This is a genomic window from Bacillus sp. FSL K6-1000, assembly GCF_038630785.1.
In the GTDB taxonomy this organism is placed as follows: domain Bacteria; phylum Bacillota; class Bacilli; order Bacillales; family Bacillaceae; genus Bacillus; species Bacillus safensis.
Map to the genome: position 1 here is coordinate 3,286,305 of NZ_CP152042.1, position 25,249 is coordinate 3,311,553.

Genomic DNA, 25,249 nt, shown 5'->3' on the forward strand with positions numbered 1-25,249 from the left:
TTTTTAGATTGTCATTTTGATTCTTTCATGATAATCTATGTGTGTAAACGGTTACACACTCATGAAGGGAGGCTCTCCATTGGCTACCATTAAAGATGTTGCAAAAGCTGCACAAGTATCTGTTGCCACTGTTTCACGCGTGCTCAATGATACTGGATATGTCCATTCAGATACGAAAACCCGCGTGACACAAGCGATGCAGGAGTTGAACTACTTTCCCAATGAAGTGGCTAGATCCCTTTTCAAAAGAGAATCACGCTTAATCGGCTTAATCTTGCCTGATATCACAAACCCCTTCTTTCCTCAGCTGGCTAGAGGTGTTGAGGATGAGATTCATGCGCACGGTTTTCGGTTATTATTCGGGAACAGTGATGAGGATCGAGAGAAGGAAATGGCCTACTTACAAACCTTTAAACAAAATCAAGTGGTCGGTGTCATCGCAGTCACAAATGAACCTGAATCAGATATATACAACGATGATGATTTACCTGTTGTGTTTTTAGATCGAACCGTTCCACATGCACCTTCTGTTTTTGCAGATGCTGGAGCTGGCGGGAAAATGGCCGCAATGGAATTAATTAGACGCGGCAGCCGGCAGATCACACTGCTAAAAGGACCTGCCCATCTACAAACAGCTCGGCAGCGATTCAAGGGCGCACTCGATGTTCTCACGGATACAGGTGTCGACTTTCATGTGATGTCTAATGCTTCCTTTTCCTTTCAAGAAGCCCAAAAAAGCGCCAAAGCCCTCTTCCAGCTGTACCCTGAAACAGATGGGATCATTGCCAGCAATGACATCGTCGCAACAGCGGTCGTCCATGAAGCGCTTCGTATCGGAAAAGCCATTCCAGGAGACGTTCAAATCATTGGATTTGATGATATTCCGCAAAGCGAGCTGCTTTTCCCTTCCTTATCGACCATTAGGCAGCCCGCCTATGAGATGGGGAAAGAAGCGGCACAGCTGTTAATCAAAGCGATTCAGAAACAACCGATAGATCAGCCAGTTATTCAAATGCCCGTCTCTTTTATTGAACGAGAGACAACAAGAAAGGTGGATTCACAATGAGTCATATTGTTGTAGTAGGAAGCTGTTCAATGGATTTAGTCGTCACATCAGATAAACGGCCAAATGCCGGGGAAACGGTTTTAGGCGAATCGTTTAAAACGGTCCCAGGCGGAAAAGGTGCCAATCAAGCAGTCGCAAGTGCCAGACTCGGTGCAGATGTATATATGGTCGGCCGAGTTGGTGATGACGCTTATGGTCAGGAAATTCTCAGTAATTTACAAGCACAAGGTGTCCGCATCTCACATGTGAAACCGGTTACCGAAATGGAGAGCGGCACAGCTCATATCATTTTAGCAGAAGGTGATAACAGCATTGTCGTGGTCAAAGGGGCAAATAATGAGGTCACTCCTGACTATGTAAATGATGCTCTTTCTACAATTGATGATATCGGGATGGTTCTTATCCAGCAGGAAATACCTGAAGAAACGGTCGAAGCGGTCTGCTCCATTTGCAGTGAAAAAGAAATCCCTGTGATTTTAAACCCTGCACCAGCCCGCAAAGTATCGCAGCAGGTTTTAAATCAGGCTGCTTACATTACACCGAATGAACACGAAGCTGTTCTTATGTTCGATGGTCTGCCAATTGAAGATGCCTTGCGTCAATACCCTAACAAATTACTAGTCACAGAAGGGAAAAATGGGGTTCGATATTTTGATGGATCGAAAGAAGTATTAGTTCCAGGTGTACCTGTAGAAGCAGTCGACACAACAGGAGCTGGCGATACCTTTAACGGAGCCTTGGCTGTCGCCTTAACAGAAGGCAAATCCCTCTATGATGCACTTGCCTTTGCCAATCTTGCAGCATCAATATCTGTCACAAAGTTTGGCGCACAAGGCGGCATGCCAACAAGAGAAGAATTGGAGAAAAAGAAATGAAAAAAAACGGCATCCTAAACAGCCATATCGCCAAGGTGCTTGCTGACCTTGGCCATACAGATACAATCGTCATCGCAGACTGCGGTCTCCCTATTCCAGAAGGTCCAGTCAAAATCGATCTGGCATTATCAATCGGCACACCGTCCTTTCAGGAGGTCACCTCCCTCCTTCTTCAGGAAATGGCTGTTGAAAACATGACTGTGGCTAGTGAAATCAAAGAGGCAAATGAACGAGATCATTTATTTCTTAAGAAAGCGTTCTCAAAACCATTACATGAAGTAGACCACGAGACGTTCAAAGACATGACCAAACAGGCAAAAGCAGTCATTCGAACGGGTGAAGCCACCCCATACGCAAACTGCATTCTTCATGCCGGTGTCATCTTTTAAAAGGAGGAGCCAGATATGAACATAGAGATGCATAACATCCATAAGGCTTTTGGGAAAAACACCGTTCTCTCCGGGGTCTCCTTTGACCTCGTCACAGGCGAAGTCCACGCACTCATGGGTGAAAATGGTGCGGGAAAATCAACTTTAATGAACCTGCTTACAGGTCTTTATTCTTTAGATCAAGGAACGATACAAATCGACGGAAAAGAAACCGCTTTCAAAAATCCAAAGGAAGCGGAACAGCACGGCATTGCCTTCATTCATCAGGAGCTCAATATATGGCCGGATATGACCGTCTTGGAGAACCTCTTCATCGGAAAAGAAATCTATACGAAGCTCGGGCTGCTAGACACAAAGAAAATGAAGGTCCTCGCGCAAAAGCAGCTGGACCGGTTGTCTGTGAATCTCTCGCTTGATCAAGAGGCAGGAAGCTGTTCTGTTGGACAAAAACAAATGATTGAGATTGCAAAGGCATTAATGACCGATGCGAAAGTCATCATCATGGATGAGCCGACAGCAGCTCTAACGGAACGTGAAATTGAAAAGCTCTTCCAGGTCATTGAATCTCTCAAAAAAGAAGGCGTTTCCATTGTTTATATTTCTCACCGTATGGAAGAAATCTTTGCAATCTGTGACCGGATTACGATCATGCGTGATGGGAAAACGGTCGATACGAAAGCCATACCTGAAACGAATTTCCATGAAGTCGTCAAAAAAATGGTCGGCCGTGAATTGACAGATCGATATCCCGAGCGAACGCCTTCTACAGGAGATATTGTCCTTGAGGTGAAACAAGCAACGAAAAAAGGACAATTTCAAGATATCAGTTTCTCAGTTAAAGCTGGAGAAATCGTCGGTGTTGCAGGCTTAATGGGGGCTGGCCGGACCGAAATGATGCGGTCAATCTTTGGCCTTGATCCTCTTGACCAAGGAGAAATCTGGGTTCATGGAAAGAAGGCTGTGATTAAAAAACCAAGTGATGCTGTCAAGCTCGGTATTGGCTTTATCACAGAGGATCGCAAGGATGAAGGGCTCATGCTTGATGCATCCATCCGAGAAAACATCGGTCTACCAAACCTAAAAAGCTTCTCTCCAAAGGGACTGATTGATAAGAAAAATGAACAGGATTTTGTCGACCTGCTCATCAAACGACTGACGATTAAAACGGCTTCCTCTGATATTTCTGCCCAAAGCCTGTCTGGTGGAAATCAGCAAAAAGTCGTCATCGCCAAATGGATCGGCATACAGCCAAAGGTCTTGATTTTAGATGAACCGACACGAGGTGTCGACGTCGGAGCGAAACGAGAAATCTATCAGTTAATGAATGAACTGACTGATCGAGGCGTTGCCATTTTAATGGTCTCCTCTGAACTCCCAGAGATACTCGGGATGAGCGATCGAGTACTCGTCATTCATGAAGGAACCATCAGCGGAGAATTAGACAAAACACAAGCAACACAAGAACGAATTATGACACTAGCTACAGGAGGGAAGTAACATGAAACCACTTACTTCAAATGGACGATTTGATCACATCATGCAAAAGCTTGGGCCATTCTTAGGACTCATCATCCTTGTCGCCATTGTTTCTATTTTAAACCCGGCCTTTTTAGAGCCTTTAAACATCTTAAACTTACTGAGACAAATCTCCATTAATGCCCTCATTGCCTTTGGGATGACGTTTGTTATTTTAACTGGAGGTATTGATTTATCAGTCGGAGCCATACTTGCACTGTCCAGTGCCCTGACTGCCGGCTTTATCGTTTCTGGCCTGGACCCGATTTTAGCCATTATCGTCGGCTGTATCATCGGTGCCGTTCTTGGGATGATCAACGGTCTTTTAATCACAAAAGGAAAAATGGCTCCTTTTATCGCAACACTTGCGACAATGACGATTTTCAGAGGTTTGACACTCGTTTATACAGATGGAAACCCGATTACTGGGCTTGGCTCTAACTATGCATTCCAATTATTTGGCAGAGGATATTTCTTAGGTATTCCTGTTCCAGCAATCACGATGCTTCTCACCTTTATCGTCCTTTGGGTACTGCTTCATAAAACGCCTTTCGGCAGAAGAACATATGCGATCGGTGGGAATGAAAAAGCGGCTCTCATCTCAGGCATCAAAGTACCGCGCGTGAAAATTATGATCTATTCATTAGCAGGCTTCATGTCTGCCTTAGCAGGTGCGATCTTAACATCTCGTCTGAATTCTGCACAGCCAACAGCTGGTACGTCCTATGAGCTTGACGCCATTGCTGCCGTCGTACTTGGCGGGACAAGCCTGTCCGGCGGAAGAGGACGAATTGTCGGCACACTCATCGGGGTACTCATTATCGGTGTCCTGAACAATGGTATGAACTTACTTGGTGTTTCATCATTCTATCAATCTGTTGTGAAAGGGATTGTCATCTTGATTGCAGTCCTGCTAGACAGAAAGAAATCTGCTTAAGGAGGCAGCTGCTATGAAAAAATATCTTATTCTCATCCTGACTCTCTCATTGTTCATGCTTTCTGCCTGCTCACTTGAACCACCTGAGTGGGCCAAGTCATCAAAGGATGGCAAGAAAAAAGACATCAAGATTGGGCTGTCAATCTCGACATTAAATAACCCATTCTTCGTTTCTTTGAAAAACGGTGTGACAAAAGAAGCGAAAAAGCTAGGCATTGACGTCGTGATTGCAGATGCACAAAATGATTCAGCTAAACAAACAAGTGATGTAGAAGATTTAATTCAGCAAGGTGTCGACGCATTGCTCATCAACCCAGCGGATTCATCTGCCATATCAACCGCTGTCGAATCAGCGAACGCTTCTGATATACCTGTCATCACATTAGACCGCTCAGCCGAAAGTGGAAAGGTAGAAGCACTTGTCGCCTCAGATAACGTCAAAGGCGGAGAAATGGCAGCTAACTTTATCATCGACAAGCTCGGCAAAGGAGCAAAAGTCGCTGAATTAGAAGGCGTACCAGGCGCTTCCGCTACACGTGAGCGCGGAAAAGGATTCCATCAAATAGCAGATAAAGACTTAAAAGTGACAGCGAAACAAGCTGCTGACTTCGACCGGACAAAAGGACTGAATGTCATGGAAAACCTCCTTCAAGGAAACCCTGACATCAAAGCCGTTTTTGCCCACAATGATGAAATGGCACTTGGCGCGCTAGAGGCAATTCAAAGCTCCGGAAAAGACATTCTCGTCGTTGGTTTTGACGGGAACGAAGATGCACTCAGCTCAATCAAAGCAGGAAAACTCTCTGCAACGGTTGCACAGCAGCCAGAGCTGATCGGTCAACTGGCAGTCGGTGCTGCAAACGACGTATTAAAAGGGAAAAAAGTACAAAAGAACATCGCAGCTCCACTGAAACTAGAACAGAAGAAATAAACAGAACCCCCGAGCATCACTCGGGGGTTTTTTGATTACTGTGGTCTTTTCAGCACAAATGACGTGCCTAAATGGGCATAATCATTACCTGCTAGGCGCGCGACTGGTTTCAGTTCATTAGTAGAAACATAGCCTTTTTCTACATCATAAACACCCTCATCTAAATGTGCACATACAACCCGGCCAATGATATGATCGACCGTGATCTCCCCTTCATCATTTTGAAAGGTGAGATGCTTTTCCAGCTGACATTCAAAACGAATGCGCGCTTCCTTGATTCCCGGCACTGAAATGACATGACTCTCTACTTGATGAAGACCGGTTCGTTCCAGCTCACTCTCTTCAACCGGCAATGTAGCAGCTGTTTCATTAATATCTTCTATCATGTCTTCATCACTCACATGAACGACAAACTCTTCCCTGTCGATGATATGCTGCGCAGTATCTTTCATCTGACCTTCACGTCGTCCGATAGAAACCGCAATGAGCGGTGGGTGTCCGCTGATGACATTAAAGAAACTAAATGGTGCGGCATTGACGACATTTTCTTTAGATAGACTTGTAATAAACGCAATTGGTCTTGGAACGATAGATCCAGATAATAATTTATATGCCTCTTTTCGTGACAGCTGATCCATTTGCAATGTAATCAATTCAAGTACGCCTCCTTTTAATGTAACGACATCATACCATAACCCGTTCCCTATACCTCTTATTCCAGCTCGGTGCGATGCAGGATATGGTGGACAAGATGAAATAAAGCAGGATTATGATTTTCCCGTCTATAGGAAATCGTCCATTCCGCCAGAAGCTGTTCACCCTCAATGGCCCGATAAACAACATCCAGATTAAATAGACGCCGGGCTGATTTCGGAATCACTGCAATACCGATCCCTGCTGTGACAAGGCCAATGATCATTTGATATTCCGCCGCTTCCTGCACGATATTTGGAGAAAATCCGTACTTTTCACATAGCAGGACAAAGTGCTGATAAAGGGACGGCCACGATTCCTGTGATAAAGAAATAATCGGTTCATGACGAATATCTTCAATCGTGACAGTCTCTTGTTGAGCCAATCGATGATTTTTTGGAATCGCAAAAATACATTCACTTTGCTTCATCAAACGACTGACTAGTTCTTCATGCGGCGCTGTAGGATGTAAGAAACCGATATCAATCTCACCATTTAACAGTGCCTCTAGCTGCTGCGGAACAGAAAGCTGCTGCAGCTCGATACTGACAGAGGGATACAGCTCCCTGAATTCACGTACAACGGGCGGCAGAATATCATACGTCGCCGTTCCAACAAAACCTATGATGATTTTCCCCAGCTCTCCTCTTGCTGTGTGACGGGCATGATCAACCGCTTTATCAAGCTGTTGCAGCACTCCACGAATCTCATGTAAAAAGACCTTTCCAGCAGCTGTTAGCTCCACCACCCGTTTCGACCGGTGAAATAAAGGAAAACCCAATTCTTCCTCAAACTGCTTAATTTGCTGACTAAGTGGAGGCTGTGTCATATTCAACCGTGCGGCTGCTCTGCCAAAATGCAGCTCCTCCGCTACTGTGACAAAATACTGCAAATGTCTCAGTTCCATCCTTTCACTCCTCACACACTTATTCGTGAAACATATCAAAACTGCGTTAAACATATATTGGAAATTTTATTTTATGAAATGTATAGTAAATCATATCATGAAAATATATTTTCATAAAAAATTTTACTTGCCGAAAGGAGTGCGGGGTAAATGAAATCTCAAGCACAACCCCTAACAAGACGAGGAGCAGAGTTGATTGTCGATACGCTGATTGCTCAAGGTGTGACCCATGTTTTTGCCATTCCAGGTGCAAAAATTGACGCTGTATTTGATGTATTAAAAGACAGAGGTCCAGAGCTTGTCTTATGCAGACACGAACAAAATGCAGCCTTTATGGCAGCTGCTGTCGGACGTTTAACTGGCAAACCAGGTGTTTGTCTCGTCACATCAGGTCCTGGAGCATCTAATTTAGCAACAGGTCTATTAACAGCCAATACAGAAGGTGATCCTGTTGTCGCAATCGCTGGAAACGTCATTCGTGCAGATCGTCTGAAACGAACACATCAATCACTCGACAATGCGGCATTATTCAAACCAGTCACCAAATATAGTGTTGAAGTACAAGACGTTCATAATATACCAGAAGCATTAACAAATGCTTTTCGCGCGGCACAAAAAGGGCAGGCTGGAGCAGCATTTATCAGCTTTCCACAAGATGTCGTGACAGAACACACCACACAAACAGCAGTGTCTGCTCACCCTTCTCCAGAATTAGGTCCTGCACCGGATGCTCTCATCAGTTCGGCTATCGCCAAAATTCAAAATGCACACTTACCTATTGCGATTGTGGGAATGAAAGCCAGTCGTCCAGCTGCTGCAAATGCCACAAGAGCATTATTAAAAACACTTGGTATCCCATTTGTTGAAACGTACCAAGGAGCCGGCGTTCTCTCAAGAGAGCTCGAGTCTCAATATGTAGGCAGAATCGGCTTATTCCGTAATCAGCCGGGTGACCTTCTCATTGAACAAGCAGATGTCCTTTTGACCATTGGCTTTGATCCAATCGAGTATGATCCGAAGCATTGGAATCTTCAGCCGCAGCAACGCCAGATCATCCATGTTGATGACATGCAGGCAGATATTGATCATTTTTATGAGCCAGCGCTTGAGCTTGTAGGCAATATTTCTGAAACCGTCAAACATCTAGCGCATGACAGTGTTCCTCTTTCTCTATGCAAAGAGAACATAGAATTAGTCACTGAATTACAGGAGCTATTAAGCGACATTGAAAAGGCACCAGAAAGAGAAAGTCATCGATCTCACCCGCTGGATGTCATTCATACATTGAGACGCCTGATTCCTGATGACACAAAGGTCACATGTGATATCGGATCTCACGCAATTTGGATGTCCCGTCACTTCCGCGTCTATGAACCGAACTCATTCTTGGTGAGTAACGGCATGCAAACATTAGGCGTCGCATTACCATGGGCAATTGCGGCTTCTATATTGAATCCAGATGAAAAGATTATTTCGGTTTCGGGTGATGGCGGTTTTCTCTTCTCCGCAATGGAGTTAGAAACAGCTGTCCGCAAAAAGACAAACCTCGTTCACCTTGTTTGGAACGACAGCACATATGACATGGTTGCGTTCCAGCAGGAAATGAAATATGACCGTACATCCTGCGTTGAATTCGGACAGATCGATTTAGTGAAATATGCGGAAAGCTTTGGAGCGACTGGATTACGGGTCAACTCACCTGAGGAGCTTTCAACCGTCCTTCAAAAGGGTATAAACATAGAAGGACCCGTGATCATTGATATTCCGATTGACTATCAAGATAACCCTGACCTCGCCAGTCAAAAATGGCCAGAAGTCTATCGAAAAAAACACACAGCGAACGTCAGATAAGACTTCGATACATTACATTAAAGGAGTGAGCGGATATGGGTATGATGCACCCAATGAATCAACAGAATGACACAAGACAGCATGACAAACAGCAGGAGGTCTATCAAGTATCAACGATGACCTCCTTGCTTGAAGCCGTATATGATGGAGATTTCTCCCTCGCGCATATTCCTGAACACGGTGATTTCGGCATCGGTACATTTAATCAATTAGATGGGGAGCTGATCGGCTTTGACGGTGCATTCTACCGGCTGCGCTCGGATGGAACAGCGACACCAGTCACCGATCAAGATTATTCACCATTCTGCTCTCTAGCTTTCTTTGAAACAGATATCGTTCATCGAATTGATGCACCTATGACGTCCAAAGAGCTGGAAGAAGAAATTGACCGCATTTTACCAAGTAAAAATATCTTTTATGCGGTCCGCATTGATGGATCATTCAAAAAGGTTCAAACACGTACGGTTGAAAAACAGGAAAAACCTTACGTTCCGATGGTAGAAGCAGTCAAGTCTCAGCCTATTTTCGACTTCGAGGATATTCAAGGTACGATCGCAGGCTTCCGTACACCGCAGTACGCACATGGCATTGCGGTAAGTGGATATCACCTTCATTTTATTGATGAAGATCGAAGTGTTGGCGGACACGTATTTGATTACACCGTTGATCAAGTCACCATCCGCATATCTCAAAAACGTCATATGAATTTACACCTGCCGAATACGCAGGAATTCTTTCAAGCCGACATTGATCGAGCTGACCTTGCACAGCAAATTGCCAGTGCAGAAAGCAGCCCGGATCAATAAATGAAGACACCCCGATGAGCTCGGGGTGTTTTTTAATGCATAAAGATGTTTTTTCACCCGTAACGTTTTCGTTTCGATAGTAAATGAGAAATCAATCATTCTATACGTAATGAAATATGATAGAATATCAACAGAAGAAAGGTGGTTATATGGTGTCAAAAGACTATAGCATTCCGAACTTAACATTAGACGAAAGAGATAAACAAATTTTATCCCTATTACACGAGGACGGACGTATGTCTTACACAGATCTCGGCAAACAGGTCGGTCTGTCACGTGTTGCCGTACAAGCCCGCATTCAGCAGCTCATTGAAGCAGGAGTCATTGAACGTTTCACCGCTGTGATTAACCCCGCGAAGGTCGGCATTCATGTCTCTGTCTTCTTTAATGTAGAGGTAGAGCCAAAATTTTTAGAAGCGGTTGCCCTTCAGCTTGAACAAGAAACAGCTGTCACGAGTCTTTATCATATGACAGGACCAAGCAAGCTGCATATGCATGGCATTTTTCAAGATGAACAGGAAATGGAGACATTTCTGACAAAAAAACTATACCCGCTAGAAGGCGTTGTCAGTGTGGACTGCCAAATGCTCATTAAACGATACAAAAGCCGTATGGGCATGAAATTGTAGACAGGAGTTGAACCACTTGCAATCATATATCGAACTCATTATCGCTATGGTGCGAACCGGGATTCTCGGTTTTGGCGGAGGCCCTTCAGTGATACCGCTTATTCGCCATGAAGCGGTGGTGAAATATCAATGGGTCAACGATGACGAATTCGGAGAAACACTCGCCATCGCCAATGCATTACCAGGCCCGATCGCAACCAAAATGTCAGCATACCTCGGCTATCGATTAAAAGGCGTATCTGGCGCAATTGTCGCAACAGCTGCACATATTTTACCGACATGTCTCGCCATGGTAGCCCTTGTCACACTTGTCAGCGTCTTAAGCTCCTCACAAATCATTCAAAATATGATTGGTGCTGTGACCCCTGTCATTGCCGTTCTGTTAGGCATCATGGCATATGAGTTTGGACAAAAAACGCTGAAAGGCTTCGGCATGATCTTCGGGATCACTCTATTCCTTCTTGCCTTTGTCGGACTGCAAGTGCTCTCCATTCATCCAGGAATCATTGTGATGATCTTTTTATTTTATGGCGCTTTTCATTTTAAGCTGAAAAATCGCTGGCATCGGTCAAATAAAGAGAAAGGAGTGTCTTCATGATACTGATTCTCTTTTTATTCTGGGCATTCTTTTTATCTAATCTATTAGGATATGGCGGAGGCCCTGCATCCATCCCGCTCAATTATGAAGAAATCGTCAATCATTTTCATTGGATGACGAACGAAGGATTTTCCAATATGCTGGCTTTAGCCAATGCACTGCCGGGGCCAATCGCTACGAAGATTGCAGCATATGTCGGCTATGACGTCATGGGCTGGCCAGGTTTTATCGTGGCATTGCTTGCAACTGTCCTGCCTTCCGCTGCCGGACTCATTTTATTGCTCAAGCTCATTGACCGTTTTCGCCAATCTCCCGTCGTCAAAGGCATGACCTTATCCGTACAGCCTGTCATTGCGATGATGATGCTTTTACTAACATGGGAAATCGGCGGAGATGCAGTGAAAGCCATCGGCTGGACACAATCTCTCGTCATTGCCGCGATCTCCTTTTTCTTGATGACCAAATTCAAGCTGCACCCTGCCTTTCTTATTGTGGCTGCATTTTTATATGGTGGATTCATTCTGCCGCATTCATAAAAACCGATAACATTCACTGTTATCGGTTTTCTTTTACATATAAATTGGAGAAACTGATCTGCGCCCAATCGAATGATACTCGACCCCTGCTTCTTCTGCCGCTTCAAGTGTATGACAGTTTCGTCCATCGAAAATAAGCGGCTGCTTCATCCATTTTTTGTAGGACGCGAGTGGAAACGACTGAATATCCGCCCACTCTGTTAATAGACAGACCGCATCGGCATCCTTGATCGCTTCTTCAATCGTTTGAGCAAATAAGACTTGATCCGGCAGTTCACGAGCTGCACGCCGGGCAGCAACAGGATCATACGCCACAAGCTCCGCACCTAATTGATGGAGCTCATGAGCGATCGGAATAGATGGTGCCTCCCTCATATCGTCTGTATTCGGTTTAAAGGACAGACCAAGAAGCGCAATTCGCTTCCCTTCAAGCGCTGCTCCCAGCCGCTCCTGGATATTTCGGATAAAACCTGCCCGCTGCTCATTATTTACTTTGATGACAGCCTTTAATAGCTCAAAATCATGGGACACATGCCCTGCAATTTGGACAAGTGCATTTGTATCCTTTGGAAAACAAGAACCTCCGTAGCCAATGCCCGCTCTTAGAAAGGAAGAACCGATCCGCTGATCAAGCCCCATTCCCTTCGCCACCCATTCAACATCAGCACCCGTTTTTTCACAAATGGAGGCAATCTCATTCATAAAGCTGATTTTTGTCGCAAGAAATGCATTTGATGCATACTTGATCATTTCAGCACTTTTACGGTCTGTTTTCACCAATGGAAGATGGAAATCAGCATACATCTCCTCTAACTGGTCTAATACAGCTTTTGTTTCAGCGCCAATCACAAGCCGGTCCGCCCGCAATGTATCTGAAATGGCAGAGCCTTCCCGTAAAAATTCTGGGTTAGATGCAATCGCTAATGGCTCCTTCCGTCCTAATTCTTGATGGATTAACTGATCGATTTGATTACCCGTTCCGACAGGCACCGTACTTTTCACCACAAGAATCGCACCTGATTTTGCTTTTATCCCCATCTCTTTCGCAGCTTGAAACACAAACTGTAAATCAGCTTGGCCATCTGCCTGCTGCGGGGTGCCGACCGCGATCATTAATACATCTGCCTTCGTGTAGGCTTCCGCTCCATTTATGTGAAAATGAATTCGTCCCTGCTCAAGGTTGCGTTTCAATAGCTCTTTTAACCCGGGCTCATACATTGGGGGAGTTCCCTGTTTCAGCTGCATAACCTTTCGGCGGTCATTATCAATACACGCCACATCATGTCCTGCCTCCGCTAAACACACACCTGTCACAAGCCCCACATACCCACAGCCTGCAATCGCAATATTCATGACACCATCAGCTCCCCATACTCCTTATGCTTGTAATGACATCGTATGCCGGGAGCTTTCATTCCATTCTTAAAAGCATACAAAAACCCCCCGCCATCACTAGCAGGGGGTCACTTTTATGAAACAAGACCATTTCGAATATGAGCAATCAGATTTTCAAGCATTTCTTTTGTTGTGACATCATTTGAATTTTCACCAATATCATGAGCGTACATCAAAATCTTTAAAAATTCCTCTTGATTTAAACCCTTATTATCCATGTCTGTATCCTTTCGATTCCACTAATTTCATTATTATATGCTGTAAGGTTGGTTTATGCAATACTCTATTACATCATTCGACAGCTTTTGAAATTTATGACCATTTTCATGAAAAACTTTTTTATAAATCCCCATTGAGCTATAATAAAAGAATTGGAATCTTTTACTTGGTTAGGAGCGGATCAAATGCTTCAGCACAACATCAACGAAGAAGAAATCAAACAAACAGCCGAACAGATCAAAGAACTTCTTCCTGCAACAGATGAAAACAAACAACTCATCAAAAAAGCATTGATTACTTATAGACAGGACAGCGTATATCGGCTCAAGCAAGAGTCTGATACTGAATGGTCAGCTTATGTACATGATGTCGTGGCAGCAAGAGTCCACCTTCATGTGCTGTTTCCTGTGAGAAGCAGCTGCTCATGTCCAGCAGATGGACTTTGTAAACACATTCTCGCTGTCTTCTTTTCGCTATACGCTCAAGTAGAGAGTGTGACCGGATTTACAGAAAATTGGTCAGAAAAGGATGAATTACAGCGCAGCAAAGAACTGATTCGCCAGCACTTCCAAGTGAAGCGCCCAGACGAACAATCACTCCAAAGCTGGCTGACTTTTTTCCAAGAGGAATTTAACCTCTGGCTGAAACGGACACCGAAGCACCAGCAAACACCACAGCATTTGTATTACGGCTATTTATCGATCCTAAAAAAACACGCACCTGCTTCACCTGAATTCAAGAGCTTGTATGCGATTCATACGTCAATCGATGTATGGCTTAGGCTTCATGAACTCGTCGACCTCGGCCGGCTTGATGCCGAAAAAGACTTTTATTCCATGAATCCATATGTAGAACAGCTCATGAACACCATTTTCGATTCAGTGGATCATTTGAAGACATACGCCCTTTCCTTTTCCCTCGATCCGTTTCTTGAAAACACACCAACTGCCGTTCGCACACTTCTTCAAATCAATGGACCTTTCCAGCATGAACGAGTAGCGGTCTTTATGGAGATTTGGGGCACCATATTAAATAGAGGGAAATGGGTCAAAAAAGAAACAGAATTACTAAAGAACGCCCAGAAAAAAGAACAAACGGTTGAACGTACCATCGGACTGATGCACATGGATTATTTACTGAAAGAAGATGAAAGCCTCTTTCAGCAATTACAGTTGCTCAATGCCGACATGCTGCCAAATGTGCTCAATTGGCTGAAGGATCTCACAAACCGAAAAGACTGGAAGCGGCTCAAGCTCTGGTATCACGAAATCACCTATATATTAGAGGAATATTGCCAGCTCGACCTTTCCTACAGAGAACTGCGGGGAGCCGTCAGTGATTTCTTCTTTTATTTAGATGCATATTTTAAGCAGACGAAGGATCATCATTTATATGAACGCTATCTCCAAATCTGTATGCCCTATGCGTTTACAGAATACAGTCAGCTATTGTATGCACAGCAGCGTTATGCGGAATGGATTGAGATTCACAGCCTTGTTGGTTTCTCCATTAGTGAACTAGAGAAGGATCTGATCAAACAGATTGCAAAAGAGGAGCCAGAAGCCCTCATTCCATCGTACCACCGTGAAATCTCACTGCTTCTCGATCAAAAGAATCGAAGTGCATATCGAGAGTCTGTGAAAATGCTGAAGAAACTGCGCACGCTTTATCATAAAACGAAAAAAAACGCGATTTGGGAACGCTATGTAAAGCAGCTGCAAGATTCAACAAAACGGCTGCGTGCGTTCCAAGAGGAAATGAAGAAAGGAAAATTGATTGATGACACGCCATAAACAAATTGTCATTCATGCAGAACAAACAGAAGATTTCTCTTTCACCATTTCAGCGCAAGCAGAGGACGGACACCCTGTTCCGCTTAATGAAATGAAGAGGCAGCTTTTCCAATGGCACGAATCTTCTTTCTACGGAACATTCTTAGAAGATGTCAGCTTTATTGGAACACCTGCCTTCCTGTTAAGCCCTTGGATGACCGTTGAATTGCTAGGAAAAAATTCATTTAATACGTTTAGTCATGTGACATTAACGGATGAAACGGAGCCCCTGATGAAAACAGCCTCCACCATTTACGAATTTATCGAGGACGAAGATTTCGTTCCCGATTACGAGGCATGGACAAAAGGCGAGCTTCGGTTTAAAGACAAAGAAGGCCTATTAGATGGTTATACGGCTGATTGGTTCTCCTTTGCTGTACAGGATTATATTCAGTATGATGATGCCTTGCAGCACAAGTGGGAACGCATGAACGCACAATCGCCTGCACTCTCAACCTTCCAAGGACATTTTCTAGATGAGCAGGATTTCTTGGAGACGATTGGCTGGATAGATGATGAGACGCCGTTCACTGTCGGCTTGCGCTTAAATGAGCCGGATTTTGACGGAGATGATTGGAAAATCGAATTGTTTTTGCGAGATAAGAAAAACAGTGACCTTCACTTTTTTGAAGGCATCCGTTCATTGAAAAGGTCTTGGCATCCGTATCAAGATAAAATTTCAAGAGAGCTGGAACGATTCAGTCAAATTGTCCCTTGGCTTTCTTTCACATCTGGCACCACACTCATGTCAGAAGAAGAGGCGTGGCTCTTCCTATCTGAAGCGAGTGAAACCCTTGTTAATATGGGTATTGAGATTCTGCTCCCATCGTGGTGGCAAATTGTTAAAGACAGCACGATGATGTTAAAAGCAAGGATCTCTTCTACACCGCGAGGCGAATCGCATGTCGGAATGGACGCATTAATGGACTTTAATTGGCGCTTTGCTACAAACGGCATTGAACTGACAGAAGATGAGTTCAACGAGCTTGTCCAAAGCAAACGACGCCTTGTCAACATTCGAGGACAATGGATCAAAATAGATCCTACCTTCATCCAGCAAATGAAAAAGTGGATGGAGCGTGCCGAAAACGAAGGACTTCACATGTCTGATATTTTGTCACGTGAACTGGCAGATCAAGAAGCTTCCTCTGAATCGATTCCAGAGCTATTGGACAGTTCAGCATTTGCCCATATTCAATTTGAACTTTCATCGCAATTAAGAGGGCTTGTCCACCAATTAAATGATACGCACGAGCTGCCAACCTACGAAATGAGTGAGTCCTTTAAAGGCACACTGCGTCCGTATCAGCAGCACGGCGTGAACTGGCTTTTATTTTTAAGATCGCATGGATTTGGAGCTTGTTTAGCAGATGATATGGGTCTTGGAAAAACGATTCAAATGATCGCATATTTCACGTATTTGAAGGAGCAGGAGCAAAATGCCGCTCCCTCTCTCATCATTGCGCCGACCTCTGTTTTAGGAAACTGGCAGCGAGAGCTCGAAACATTCGCACCACATTTGAAGGTTGCCCTGCATTATGGCCCATCGCGTCCACAGGGAGAGGACTTCACAAAAGCATACGAGTCAACAGATATTGTTCTGACGTCTTATGGACTCTCACATTCTGATCGTGATGAATTAACGGCAGCAAAGTGGAATACCATTTGCTTAGACGAAGCCCAAAATATCAAGAACGCCCATACGAAACAATCGAGAGCGATTAGACAGCTTAAAGGGCAACATCACATTGCCCTCAGCGGGACACCAATGGAAAACCGTTTGACAGAGCTTTGGTCCATATTCGACTTCGTCAACAAAGGATATCTCGGCAGCCTGACCGGCTTCCATAAGAAGTTCGTCCTTCCGATTGAAAAAGACCGTGAAGAAAAAAGAATTGAACAGCTGCAGCAGCTGATCAAACCATTTTTATTAAGACGAACAAAACAAGATGAAGAAGTTGCTCTGAACCTGCCTGAGAAACTCGAAGAAAAAGAATTCATCCCGCTATCCGCTGAGCAGGCGTCTTTATATGAACAGCTCGTGAAGGATACATTTGAACATATGGCATCATTAACAGGGATGCAGCGAAAAGCCATTATTTTAAGTATGCTTGGCAGACTCAAACAGATTTGCGATCACCCTGCTCTCTATTTAAAAGAGAGTGGAACAGATGTGAAACTGCTGAAACGTTCGTTAAAAATGGATAAACTCGCAGAGCTGTTAAAAGCGATACATGAGCAAGGAGAAAGCTGCCTCATCTTTACGCAGTATATTGAAATGGGCAACATGATCAAGCAGCTGGCAGAAAAGATGTTTGGAGAACCGGTCCAATTTTTAAATGGCAGCCTCTCAAAACAGGAGCGGGACAAAATGGTGGACCGCTTCCAGAAGAAAGAATTCAACATTTTAATTCTTTCTTTAAAAGCAGGGGGAACAGGACTCAACCTAACCGCCGCAAACCATGTCATTCACTACGATAGATGGTGGAATCCTGCTGTGGAAAACCAAGCGACAGACCGAGCTTATCGGATTGGACAAAAACGATTTGTTCACGTCCATAAGATGATCACAACGGGCACAATCGAGGAAAAAATCGATCAAATGCTCGAAACAAAACAAACATTAAATGATCAAATTATCCAAAGCGAAAGCTGGATTACAGAGCTATCGACAAACGAACTAGAAGATTTATTTACCTTAAGTGCCGCCGCTCAATCATCTTAATCACAGCAAAAAGAGGACTTTTCATGAAAAGTCCTCTTTTTTATTTGATATAAACGTAAGCTAAATGTTCAGTTTTTTCAATGCAGATTTCACATTCATATACGTATTTAATTCACGGAAGTCCTCTCTCATTTCTCCCATTTTCATTGCAAGATTCGGTTTAATTCCTGTCACAATGAGTTCAGTACCCGTCATTAAAATCAAATCGTTCAGCTTAAAAATCGCATCTGCCACAAATGAATCGACTTCTAATAATCCGGACAGATCGACAATAAAATAATCATCCTTGGATTGAGAGATATAGGTGGAGACCGTTGAAATGATCTTATCAAATCTTGGCGCTGTTAATGTACCAATGATCGGTAACACAGAGATCCCATCTTTCACAGGAACGATTGGGACAGAAATATTCAGCACTTCATCAATTGATTGCTCAAGAAGCTCTTGCTGTTCCTTCTCTTTCGTGACATCCTTTTGCAGACCAACGAAATAAAGACGTTTCCCTTCATTTTCGTCAATCCAAAGTGGAGCGACACTTAACTCGTTCCAAAACATTTGTCCAGATTTTTTATAATTTTTCAGCTGAACAGTGACAGCCTCTTTGTTCTCAATGGCTGTTCTAATTTGTTTGAGAGCGATTTGTTCAGTTTCATCTCCCTGAAGGAAACGACAATTCCTCCCCAATACTTCGGTTTCTTGATAGCCTGTCATATCTAAAAAGCCCTTGTTCACATATATTAAAGGATTATCAGGTAAAGACGGGTCCGTCACCGTCAGGCCAACCTGAGTATAGTCCAAGGCTTCCTTGATTAAATGCAGATTTTCGGACTTATAAGATTCCAGCGCCATTCGTTTACTCTCCTTATTTTCCTTACAAGCGGGTTATATTCTTAATTAAATTATATGATGTTCCACATCATGTGTAAATAGAAGTGGTTCTGAATTCCTCTTTTGTAGAATGCGCTTCATCCTATGTGATTTATACCGCGACATCTGATTCATCTATTTCAAAAGGTGCCGGATCATATGCGCCACTCCATGTTCATCGTTTGATAACGTGACGTGATCAGCGATTTCTTTTATATCCTGCCTCGCATTCCCCATCGCAACCCCAACACCAGCAGCTCGAAGCATCGATTCATCATTTAAACTGTCTCCTACAGCCGCTGCCCTACTTAAAGGAATACCTAGTCTTTCTGCCAGCCTTGTTAATGCCTGCCCTTTAGACGCGTGCTTTGAACCAATTTCAAAGTTATGATCAGCCGAACTGACCAATGTTAAATCTAAATCATCACCAAACATATCCCATCCGGCTTTCAATCTGTCCTGAAAGAAAGAAAAACCTAAAATGTTGTAAAATGAAAGCTTTCGATCCTCACGAAACAATTCTTTATATGTATCAATATAAGAAAAACCTGACTGGCTGTATTGAACTTCTGCCGCTTGCTTTAAGACATTTTGATCCGTTTCTGGATTTGCACTTTTTAAACGGTCCATTTCAATCGCAAGAAGCTCTCTGCCGCGATTCGGTGTGAAAATGGCTTCGTTTGTAAAGACTTCATAATAATAATCACGTTCTTCCAGCCATGACAATATGTGTTTAGCCTTTTCTTCTTGTAAAGCAGCTGAATAGTACACTTGTCCAGTTGGATCATGAATCACAGCTCCATTGGCACTAATCACCCATGTATTCATACCAAGCTGGTCAAAAATAGACTTCACATCAAAATACGCTCTCCCTGTTGAAACGACAACCTCAATTCCATTCGCAGCTGCTTCCTTTAATGCCTGCTCGTTTTCCTGACTCACTTTGTGTTCACTGTTCAATAAAGTGCCATCTAAATCTGTTGCGATTAATTGAATGTTTGTCATCGTTCTCTCCTTTTTGTCTTTATTTTCAACCGATATACCGTTAACAAAATCCATCATCATTATGTAATGAGTATCCACTATTTGCAAGAGCTGATCGGTTAAACAGTGAATAAAAGGGTATCCGGCCACGCATTATGACCGGATACACACAAAGGGGATTCATAAGGGGACACATGACCTATACAAAGAAGCATTGGTTCTATTACGCAGTGTTCATATGCACAAGGCAGCATCTATCAGCTTTAGCTAGAGGGGGGCTGTCAGATGATAGACGTTACCTTTTGATCGGGACTTGCCTCCTTTCCTTTCAGCTACCCCTAGTCTACGGAGAAAGGCCTGATGTGACAAAACGTGAAAATAGCAAAATAGGCCTTCAAATTCTCTATATCCTCATTAATTTCTGTTTTTTACCGCTTGCGTATAAAACATCATCTTGTTTTGTTTGATGAAATACTTATTTTTCATAAATTGATAAAAAATATCTGAATGAATCCAATTACTAGAAGGCATGTGAATATAATCAGATCCGTCCCACGCAAACCAATAAAAACAAAGCCGGCCATCATGAACCGACAGCTGAAACTCAAAGCAGTCCATTTGATCCTTAGTGACATATTGAAACGTGAGTGACTCTCCTTCTTCCATATAGACATCACAAAATGAAAGAATGTCTCCCCACGAATAAACACGTATATCACTCTTTGCCTTCTCCTCGCCAAAATGAATATTTCTCAATTGATAGGACTCCATAAAACATCTCCTTTCACTCATGTGCAGCTAGTTCTAAGCAGGCAGCGGTTTCATTTATACAGATGTTGTATGCTATAATAATACTTACGAATAATGAACGCTTGTGAGGTGATAAATATGAAAACCTTTAGGCTGATTGATTTAAAAATTGAACTTGATCCACAGCAAGATAAAATGTCCAGCATTCCCCTTCGTGACGGTTTAATCATTAATAAAGAAGACGGTGAAAATCACTGGATGATCGAGGCACTCATTCCAAAGAAACATAGACAGGTGTTTGAGGTACTCTTTCAGCAGCACACAGAAGTGAAGATTCTTGTAACGATCACTAAAGAAAACAACCGCCCTGTTCACCTATCTGTCCAAGTCAAAAACATCGTTGCCTTAGAAGAAAACATTTCTGTATTACTCGATGGTAAAATGATTACAAATCGTTACAGAACAGAAACTGAAGAAGTATTAAAAGACCTCGTCAAAGAGGGGCTTTCAGGAGAAAAACTACTGGATGCTTTTAAACAAAACACATAAAAAAGAGCGGGATCAGCCGCTCTTAGATTGTTGACAAAGGGCTAAAATGAACTTGATTTTAGCCCTTTGTCTTCTTTTCAGCGTGTTTGAAAACCTTTGAAGTCTAGGAAGGGCGAGCACTGGAACGGAACGAATTTAACATTCGTGAGTACCGGAGCGCAGACCTGACACCGAATGCAAGGGTTTGTCTACACGCTGAGAGCGGGATCAGCCGCTCTTTTTCTATTGCACATCTTTAGACTGGCTTTGATTTTTCAATAGATCTCTAATTTCAGTTAGCAAAACTTCCGTTTGATCCGGCGTTTCCACAACCTCTTCTTCCTCGACCTTTTTCCGTTTTAACTTATTCAAATAACGAATAAAGATAAAAATGGAAAACGAGATAATTAAGAAATCAACCACTGTTTGAATAAAGTTTCCATATAAAATTTGAGCAGCTCCGATTTTAATGGATAAACCGCTAAAGTCATGCCCTCCAATAATAATACCGACAAGCGGCATGATTAAATCATTTACAAGAGAAGTGACAATTTTGCCAAATGCTCCCCCAATGATGACACCTACAGCCAAGTCAATGACATTGCCCTTGACGGCAAACTCTCTAAATTCTTTCAGCATCCTTTATCACCTTCATCTTTTTTTGTCTAATATGACGTTTTTTTGTCAAAATTGCAAGTCCTTATCCGTTCTAACTGAACGTTTCTAAATAAAAAAGCGATTCATGCTTGATGAACCGCCAGGAAAATCATGATACTTTAGGACCGATAGAAAATGTCAAGTCTGCTTCACATGCAACTTCGCCATCTACTGTCGCTACTGCTTTTCCTTTTGCAACCGGTCCGCGGAGGCGCGTCACTTCAACCTCTAAACGAAGCTGGTCTCCAGGCTTGACCTGTCTTTTAAAGCGGCAGGCGTCAATCCCTGCAAACAAACCAATTTTCCCTTTGTTTTCTTCCTTGCCTAACATAATCACACCAAAAACCTGTGCGAGTGCTTCTACAATAAGCACACCCGGCATGACTGGGTATCCTGGGAAATGGCCATTAAAAAATTCTTCATTTACTGTGACATTTTTAATCCCAACCGCTCTTTTTTCTCCCTCAACCTCTAAAATACGGTCGACCAATAAGAATGGATAACGGTGTGGAATAATGTCTTGAATTTGCTGAGCATCAAGCATATCTTGATCTCTCCTTCTTTTCTATATCGCTGATCTTCATGTGATTCCTATAGAAGTATATTATGAATGCTGGCATTTTTCAATATTCGCCTCACGTATATGGTAAAAAATAGAATCTACCATTACCAATTGTCATCAAATATAATCCACACTACACTCATTGTTTTTTCACAAATATGGTAATATATATTACATCATCGATTAAATAAGAGGGTAAAAATGAATTTTATGAGCGATAAATCCATAAAAAAACTTCTCCATTCCTGGTATACAATGCTGAAGCATCGACATTTTTCGAAGGCTGAAGAAATCAAAAAAACACTACTAAAATATAAACGTAAATTATCAAAAAAACAGGAGCTCTATTTCCATTATCAGCTGATGCTTTTTCGTCATCAGCTCTGGATGAATCAAACAGAGGACTTAGAAAAACTCAAACACGAACTGCTGCCACACAAAGATGAAATGAACGAAGAACTACAATATTATTTTTACTTCTTTCTCGGATTATATGAATCTTTAAAAAGTGACCAAAATGATGCGATTCATTATCTCGAAAAGGCAGAGGAACGACTGCCATTGCTTAACGATGAGCTGGAAGAAGCAGAGTTCCATTTCCGTACAAGCGGTGTTTATTATAACAACCGTTACTCGTTGTTATCGATTCGTCATGTTCAAAAAGCCATGGATATTTTTGCAAAGCACGAAGACATCCACAGCATCTATCGGTGTAAAATTGTACTCGCTCTTAACTATAGCGACCAAAAAAAATATGAGGAAGCAGAAGCTATTTTCATTGAGATTATTGATTACGTGAAAAAGATTGATGATCAAGAGCTGCTCGGTATCGTTTATTATGACGCTGGCTTTATTCAGTCGAGACAAAATCGTCACAAAGAAGCACTGGACTACTTTAAAAAAGCGCTTCGTCTCCCAGCATACCGAAAGTCAGCACACTCCTATGTATCGTGCCTATACGAAACTGTGCGTTCCTGCTTTAAAGAAAATTTAACCGATGAAGGGATGAAGTATATTCAAAAAGGGCTGAAAGAAGCCGTTGCTTCGCAGTTTGATATATTAAGAATGAAGTTTCAAATCTTATCTCTTCTCTACAGCCAAACGCCAAAGGCAGATGAGCAGATCGCCACGCTCGTCACATGTCTTGAACGAAAAGAAGCCTGGATTGATCTTGAGGATCTGCTTGCTGATGTCTCAGATTTTTATAAAAAAAAGGGCGACTTTGAGCGAGCCGCCTTTTTTATCATGAGAGGCTGATACGAGCCTGCTGATTATCGAATTGTATTAATTAATCCCAGCATCTGATCGCCCATCGTAATAGATCTTGAGTTCAACTGATAGGAACGCTGCGTTGTCATGAGGTCTGTTAATTCTTTCGACATGTCCACATTTGACGTTTCCAGCGCACCTTGCTGAAGCTGAATCGCCTCTCGGTTTGCTCCATTTAGTGCTGTTAATGCGCCTTGATAGGTTCCGTCGACTGAGAACAAATTATCTCCTTCAGAGACAAGTGCTGATGAATTATTGACTTGTACAACGCCTAGATTCACTTGCTGATTCGGTTGATTATCTCTTGAAATCGCCGTAAGCCGTCCATTTTTATCAATTGAAATATCACGGAAATTCGCATTTAAGACGATTGCATTCCCATTTTCATCAAGAATCGGATAGCCTTCGCTCGTGACAAGCTGTACTTGGTTACGGTTATTGCCCGGCTGTAAGTAAAGTGAACCATCTCTTGTATAACGGATATTACCGCCGGCGTTGACCTGCAAATACTGCGACGGCGCTCCGAATGCAACATCAAGATCACGTCCAGTTTCTTTAATTGAGCCTTGCAGCGAGTTAATGGACGCATTGACCATTGTCCCCGTACCAAGCCTTAACCCAGCAGGTGTCAGACGACTGTTTGCCACCTGCTCATTTTTTTCATCTACCTGATTAAACTGCTGTCTGATCAGCTCTGAGAAACGGGTGTTTTTCGCGCGGTACCCTGTTGTCTCACTGTTCGCGATGTTGTTGCTGATGATGTCAAGCTGCTTTTGCACTTCATTCATCGAGACAGCTGCGTTTATCATCGTTCTAAGCATAAGTATCCTCCTTTCTTTTTATTTCTTGATTAGTACACTCTTCCAATTTCATTCACTGCTTTTTCTAAGCTTTTATCATATGCCTGAACCACTTTTTGGTTTGTTTCAAATGCTCGGTAGGCTGTTGTCATATCTGTATATGATTTTGTCACATCGACGTTCGACAGCTCCGATACCCCTTGGCTTAACGTATAGGACATTTGACCGTTATTGACTGCACTTGGGAGGGGCTGATTATCAGCTGTACGATATAAATCATTTCCTTCACGCGCTAGATTTCTTGTATCCATCGCAACTCGTACATCAATTTGACCAAGATTTTGGCCATTTTCAGTGACAGTACCATCTGCATTCACTTTGAAATTCTCACTCTGAACCGTAATCGGCTGGCCGGTCACGGAAAGAAGAGCACGTCCATTAATGGTCAACTGATTTTGTGCGTTCAATGTAATGGAGCTGCTTTTCGTATAACGAACGCCTTCTGGTGTGTTGACCGCATAAAATAGCGCTGATTTCTGATTGGTCTCAGGATTGATCGGCACATTATTTTCAACTAGTGCTACATCTGTTGTTTGATCTGTTGTTTTTAAAGTTCCCTGTGTAAATTGAGGGATTAATTCCTGCATATATGTCCCAGTATTGATTCCACCAATCGGCGATTGTAATGGAACACTAAAGCCTTTGCCTGAGGATGTTTGGAAACGTCCTGATTCCATTCGGCTCAGCAGCATTTCTGGAAATGCACGCATTGCTCCTTCATCTGCTTTATAACCTGGCGTATTCGCATTTGCGATATTATTTGAAAGCATTTCTGTCCGCCGCTCTTGAGCAATCATGGCAGATGTTGCGGTGTATAGTCCTTTTAACACGTGCTCACCTCATTCAAATTCTTTCACATGACCTAAAC

At 42.9% G+C, this 25,249-nt stretch carries 26 protein-coding genes; 15 read left to right on the top strand and 11 right to left on the bottom strand.

The window, feature by feature from the left end; all coding sequences use genetic code 11:
• Nucleotides 1–79 precede the first annotated feature (79 nt).
• From MHI46_RS17090 to rbsB, 6 genes are read left to right on the top strand one after another with little or no spacing between them, the layout of a single operon-like run.
• Nucleotides 80–1,066, top strand: coding sequence for a LacI family DNA-binding transcriptional regulator (locus MHI46_RS17090; protein ID WP_260774939.1), 987 nt, complete (start codon nt 80–82; stop codon nt 1,064–1,066).
• The gene (rbsK, locus tag MHI46_RS17095) at nt 1,063–1,941 is read left to right on the top strand and encodes a ribokinase (RefSeq protein WP_247543825.1); all 879 of its coding nucleotides are present in this window, start codon (nt 1,063–1,065) and stop codon (nt 1,939–1,941) included. Before MHI46_RS17090 ends, rbsK begins: the two co-directional genes overlap by 4 nt.
• Nucleotides 1,938–2,330 (top strand): D-ribose pyranase, encoded by a 393-nt coding sequence (gene rbsD, locus MHI46_RS17100; RefSeq protein WP_039181978.1) that lies wholly within the window; start codon nt 1,938–1,940, stop codon nt 2,328–2,330. The genes rbsK and rbsD overlap by 4 nt, the downstream gene beginning before the upstream one ends.
• A gap of 15 nt (nt 2,331–2,345) precedes the next feature.
• Entirely contained in the window at nt 2,346–3,827 is a 1,482-nt protein-coding gene (locus tag MHI46_RS17105; protein WP_260774940.1) for a sugar ABC transporter ATP-binding protein, read from the top strand.
• Between the two features lies 1 nt (nt 3,828).
• Nucleotides 3,829–4,782, top strand: coding sequence for a ribose ABC transporter permease RbsC (rbsC, locus tag MHI46_RS17110; RefSeq protein ID WP_260774941.1), 954 nt, complete (start codon nt 3,829–3,831; stop codon nt 4,780–4,782).
• Nucleotides 4,783–4,795: 13 nt separating this feature from the next.
• Entirely contained in the window at nt 4,796–5,713 is a 918-nt protein-coding gene (gene rbsB, locus MHI46_RS17115; RefSeq protein ID WP_041087924.1) for a ribose ABC transporter substrate-binding protein RbsB, read from the top strand.
• 35 nt (nt 5,714–5,748) lie between these two features.
• Here rbsB and MHI46_RS17120 read toward each other — a convergent pair whose 3' ends face one another.
• Both MHI46_RS17120 and alsR read right to left on the bottom strand, forming a co-directional pair.
• On the bottom strand, nt 5,749–6,366 hold the full coding sequence (locus MHI46_RS17120) for a flavin reductase family protein (RefSeq protein WP_106025538.1): 618 nt from the start codon (nt 6,364–6,366) through the stop codon (nt 5,749–5,751).
• Nucleotides 6,367–6,425: 59 nt separating this feature from the next.
• Nucleotides 6,426–7,313, bottom strand: coding sequence for an acetoin biosynthesis transcriptional regulator AlsR (alsR, locus tag MHI46_RS17125; protein ID WP_039181993.1), 888 nt, complete (start codon nt 7,311–7,313; stop codon nt 6,426–6,428).
• Nucleotides 7,314–7,463: 150 nt separating this feature from the next.
• Here alsR and alsS point away from each other — a divergent pair, with 150 nt between their 5' ends.
• From alsS to MHI46_RS17150, 5 genes are all read left to right on the top strand, one after another.
• Complete coding sequence (gene alsS, locus MHI46_RS17130; RefSeq protein ID WP_106025536.1) at nt 7,464–9,164, top strand: acetolactate synthase AlsS; 1,701 nt, start codon at nt 7,464–7,466, stop codon at nt 9,162–9,164.
• A 35-nt stretch (nt 9,165–9,199) separates the two neighbouring features.
• On the top strand, nt 9,200–9,970 hold the full coding sequence (gene budA / locus MHI46_RS17135; RefSeq protein ID WP_064497937.1) for an acetolactate decarboxylase: 771 nt from the start codon (nt 9,200–9,202) through the stop codon (nt 9,968–9,970).
• A gap of 152 nt (nt 9,971–10,122) precedes the next feature.
• Complete coding sequence (locus tag MHI46_RS17140) at nt 10,123–10,599, top strand: Lrp/AsnC family transcriptional regulator (RefSeq protein WP_039183339.1); 477 nt, start codon at nt 10,123–10,125, stop codon at nt 10,597–10,599.
• Between the two features lie 16 nt (nt 10,600–10,615).
• Nucleotides 10,616–11,197 carry a chromate transporter gene (locus MHI46_RS17145; RefSeq protein WP_082672242.1) on the top strand — a complete coding sequence of 194 codons (582 nt, stop codon included), beginning with the start codon at nt 10,616–10,618 and terminating at the stop codon, nt 11,195–11,197.
• Entirely contained in the window at nt 11,197–11,733 is a 537-nt protein-coding gene (locus MHI46_RS17150; protein ID WP_260776113.1) for a chromate transporter, read from the top strand. Before MHI46_RS17145 ends, MHI46_RS17150 begins: the two co-directional genes overlap by 1 nt.
• Nucleotides 11,734–11,766: 33 nt before the next feature.
• Here MHI46_RS17150 and MHI46_RS17155 read toward each other — a convergent pair whose 3' ends face one another.
• Nucleotides 11,767–13,086: a UDP-glucose/GDP-mannose dehydrogenase family protein gene (locus MHI46_RS17155; RefSeq protein WP_260774943.1), complete on the bottom strand. Its 1,320-nt coding sequence runs from the start codon at nt 13,084–13,086 to the stop codon at nt 11,767–11,769.
• Nucleotides 13,087–13,202: 116 nt separating this feature from the next.
• On the bottom strand, nt 13,203–13,346 hold the full coding sequence (locus tag MHI46_RS17160; RefSeq protein WP_003214884.1) for a hypothetical protein: 144 nt from the start codon (nt 13,344–13,346) through the stop codon (nt 13,203–13,205).
• A gap of 186 nt (nt 13,347–13,532) precedes the next feature.
• Here MHI46_RS17160 and MHI46_RS17165 point away from each other — a divergent pair, with 186 nt between their 5' ends.
• Together MHI46_RS17165 and MHI46_RS17170 are read left to right on the top strand one after the other, a co-directional pair.
• Nucleotides 13,533–15,140 (top strand): SWIM zinc finger family protein, encoded by a 1,608-nt coding sequence (locus MHI46_RS17165; RefSeq protein ID WP_144494009.1) that lies wholly within the window; start codon nt 13,533–13,535, stop codon nt 15,138–15,140.
• Entirely contained in the window at nt 15,127–17,904 is a 2,778-nt protein-coding gene (locus tag MHI46_RS17170; protein WP_251180997.1) for a DEAD/DEAH box helicase, read from the top strand. The genes MHI46_RS17165 and MHI46_RS17170 overlap by 14 nt, the downstream gene beginning before the upstream one ends.
• A gap of 60 nt (nt 17,905–17,964) precedes the next feature.
• Here MHI46_RS17170 and MHI46_RS17175 read toward each other — a convergent pair whose 3' ends face one another.
• The 3 genes from MHI46_RS17175 to MHI46_RS17185 form a co-directional block, all read right to left on the bottom strand.
• Nucleotides 17,965–18,753: an STAS domain-containing protein gene (locus MHI46_RS17175; protein WP_041087908.1), complete on the bottom strand. Its 789-nt coding sequence runs from the start codon at nt 18,751–18,753 to the stop codon at nt 17,965–17,967.
• Nucleotides 18,754–18,906: 153 nt separating this feature from the next.
• Complete coding sequence (locus tag MHI46_RS17180) at nt 18,907–19,767, bottom strand: Cof-type HAD-IIB family hydrolase (protein WP_260776114.1); 861 nt, start codon at nt 19,765–19,767, stop codon at nt 18,907–18,909.
• A gap of 402 nt (nt 19,768–20,169) precedes the next feature.
• Nucleotides 20,170–20,526 (bottom strand): hypothetical protein, encoded by a 357-nt coding sequence (locus MHI46_RS17185; protein ID WP_342502968.1) that lies wholly within the window; start codon nt 20,524–20,526, stop codon nt 20,170–20,172.
• A 117-nt stretch (nt 20,527–20,643) separates the two neighbouring features.
• Between MHI46_RS17185 and MHI46_RS17190 the strand changes: the two genes are divergently transcribed.
• Nucleotides 20,644–21,054 carry a YwpF-like family protein gene (locus MHI46_RS17190; RefSeq protein ID WP_024423692.1) on the top strand — a complete coding sequence of 137 codons (411 nt, stop codon included), beginning with the start codon at nt 20,644–20,646 and terminating at the stop codon, nt 21,052–21,054.
• Between the two features lie 222 nt (nt 21,055–21,276).
• Here the strand turns inward: MHI46_RS17190 and mscL are convergent, their stop codons facing one another.
• Nucleotides 21,277–21,672, bottom strand: a complete 396-nt coding sequence (gene mscL / locus MHI46_RS17195) for a large conductance mechanosensitive channel protein MscL (protein WP_024423693.1) — start codon at nt 21,670–21,672, stop codon at nt 21,277–21,279.
• Between the two features lie 127 nt (nt 21,673–21,799).
• Nucleotides 21,800–22,234, bottom strand: a complete 435-nt coding sequence (gene fabZ / locus MHI46_RS17200; protein WP_039182021.1) for a 3-hydroxyacyl-ACP dehydratase FabZ — start codon at nt 22,232–22,234, stop codon at nt 21,800–21,802.
• A gap of 219 nt (nt 22,235–22,453) precedes the next feature.
• Between fabZ and MHI46_RS17205 the strand changes: the two genes are divergently transcribed.
• Nucleotides 22,454–23,509 (top strand): tetratricopeptide repeat protein, encoded by a 1,056-nt coding sequence (locus MHI46_RS17205; RefSeq protein WP_039182024.1) that lies wholly within the window; start codon nt 22,454–22,456, stop codon nt 23,507–23,509.
• A gap of 14 nt (nt 23,510–23,523) precedes the next feature.
• Here the strand turns inward: MHI46_RS17205 and MHI46_RS17210 are convergent, their stop codons facing one another.
• Together MHI46_RS17210 and MHI46_RS17215 are read right to left on the bottom strand one after the other, a co-directional pair.
• The gene (locus tag MHI46_RS17210; RefSeq protein WP_047202527.1) at nt 23,524–24,342 is read right to left on the bottom strand and encodes a flagellar hook-basal body protein; all 819 of its coding nucleotides are present in this window, start codon (nt 24,340–24,342) and stop codon (nt 23,524–23,526) included.
• A gap of 29 nt (nt 24,343–24,371) precedes the next feature.
• Nucleotides 24,372–25,211 (bottom strand): flagellar hook-basal body protein, encoded by an 840-nt coding sequence (locus MHI46_RS17215; protein ID WP_039182029.1) that lies wholly within the window; start codon nt 25,209–25,211, stop codon nt 24,372–24,374.
• Nucleotides 25,212–25,249 lie beyond the last annotated feature (38 nt).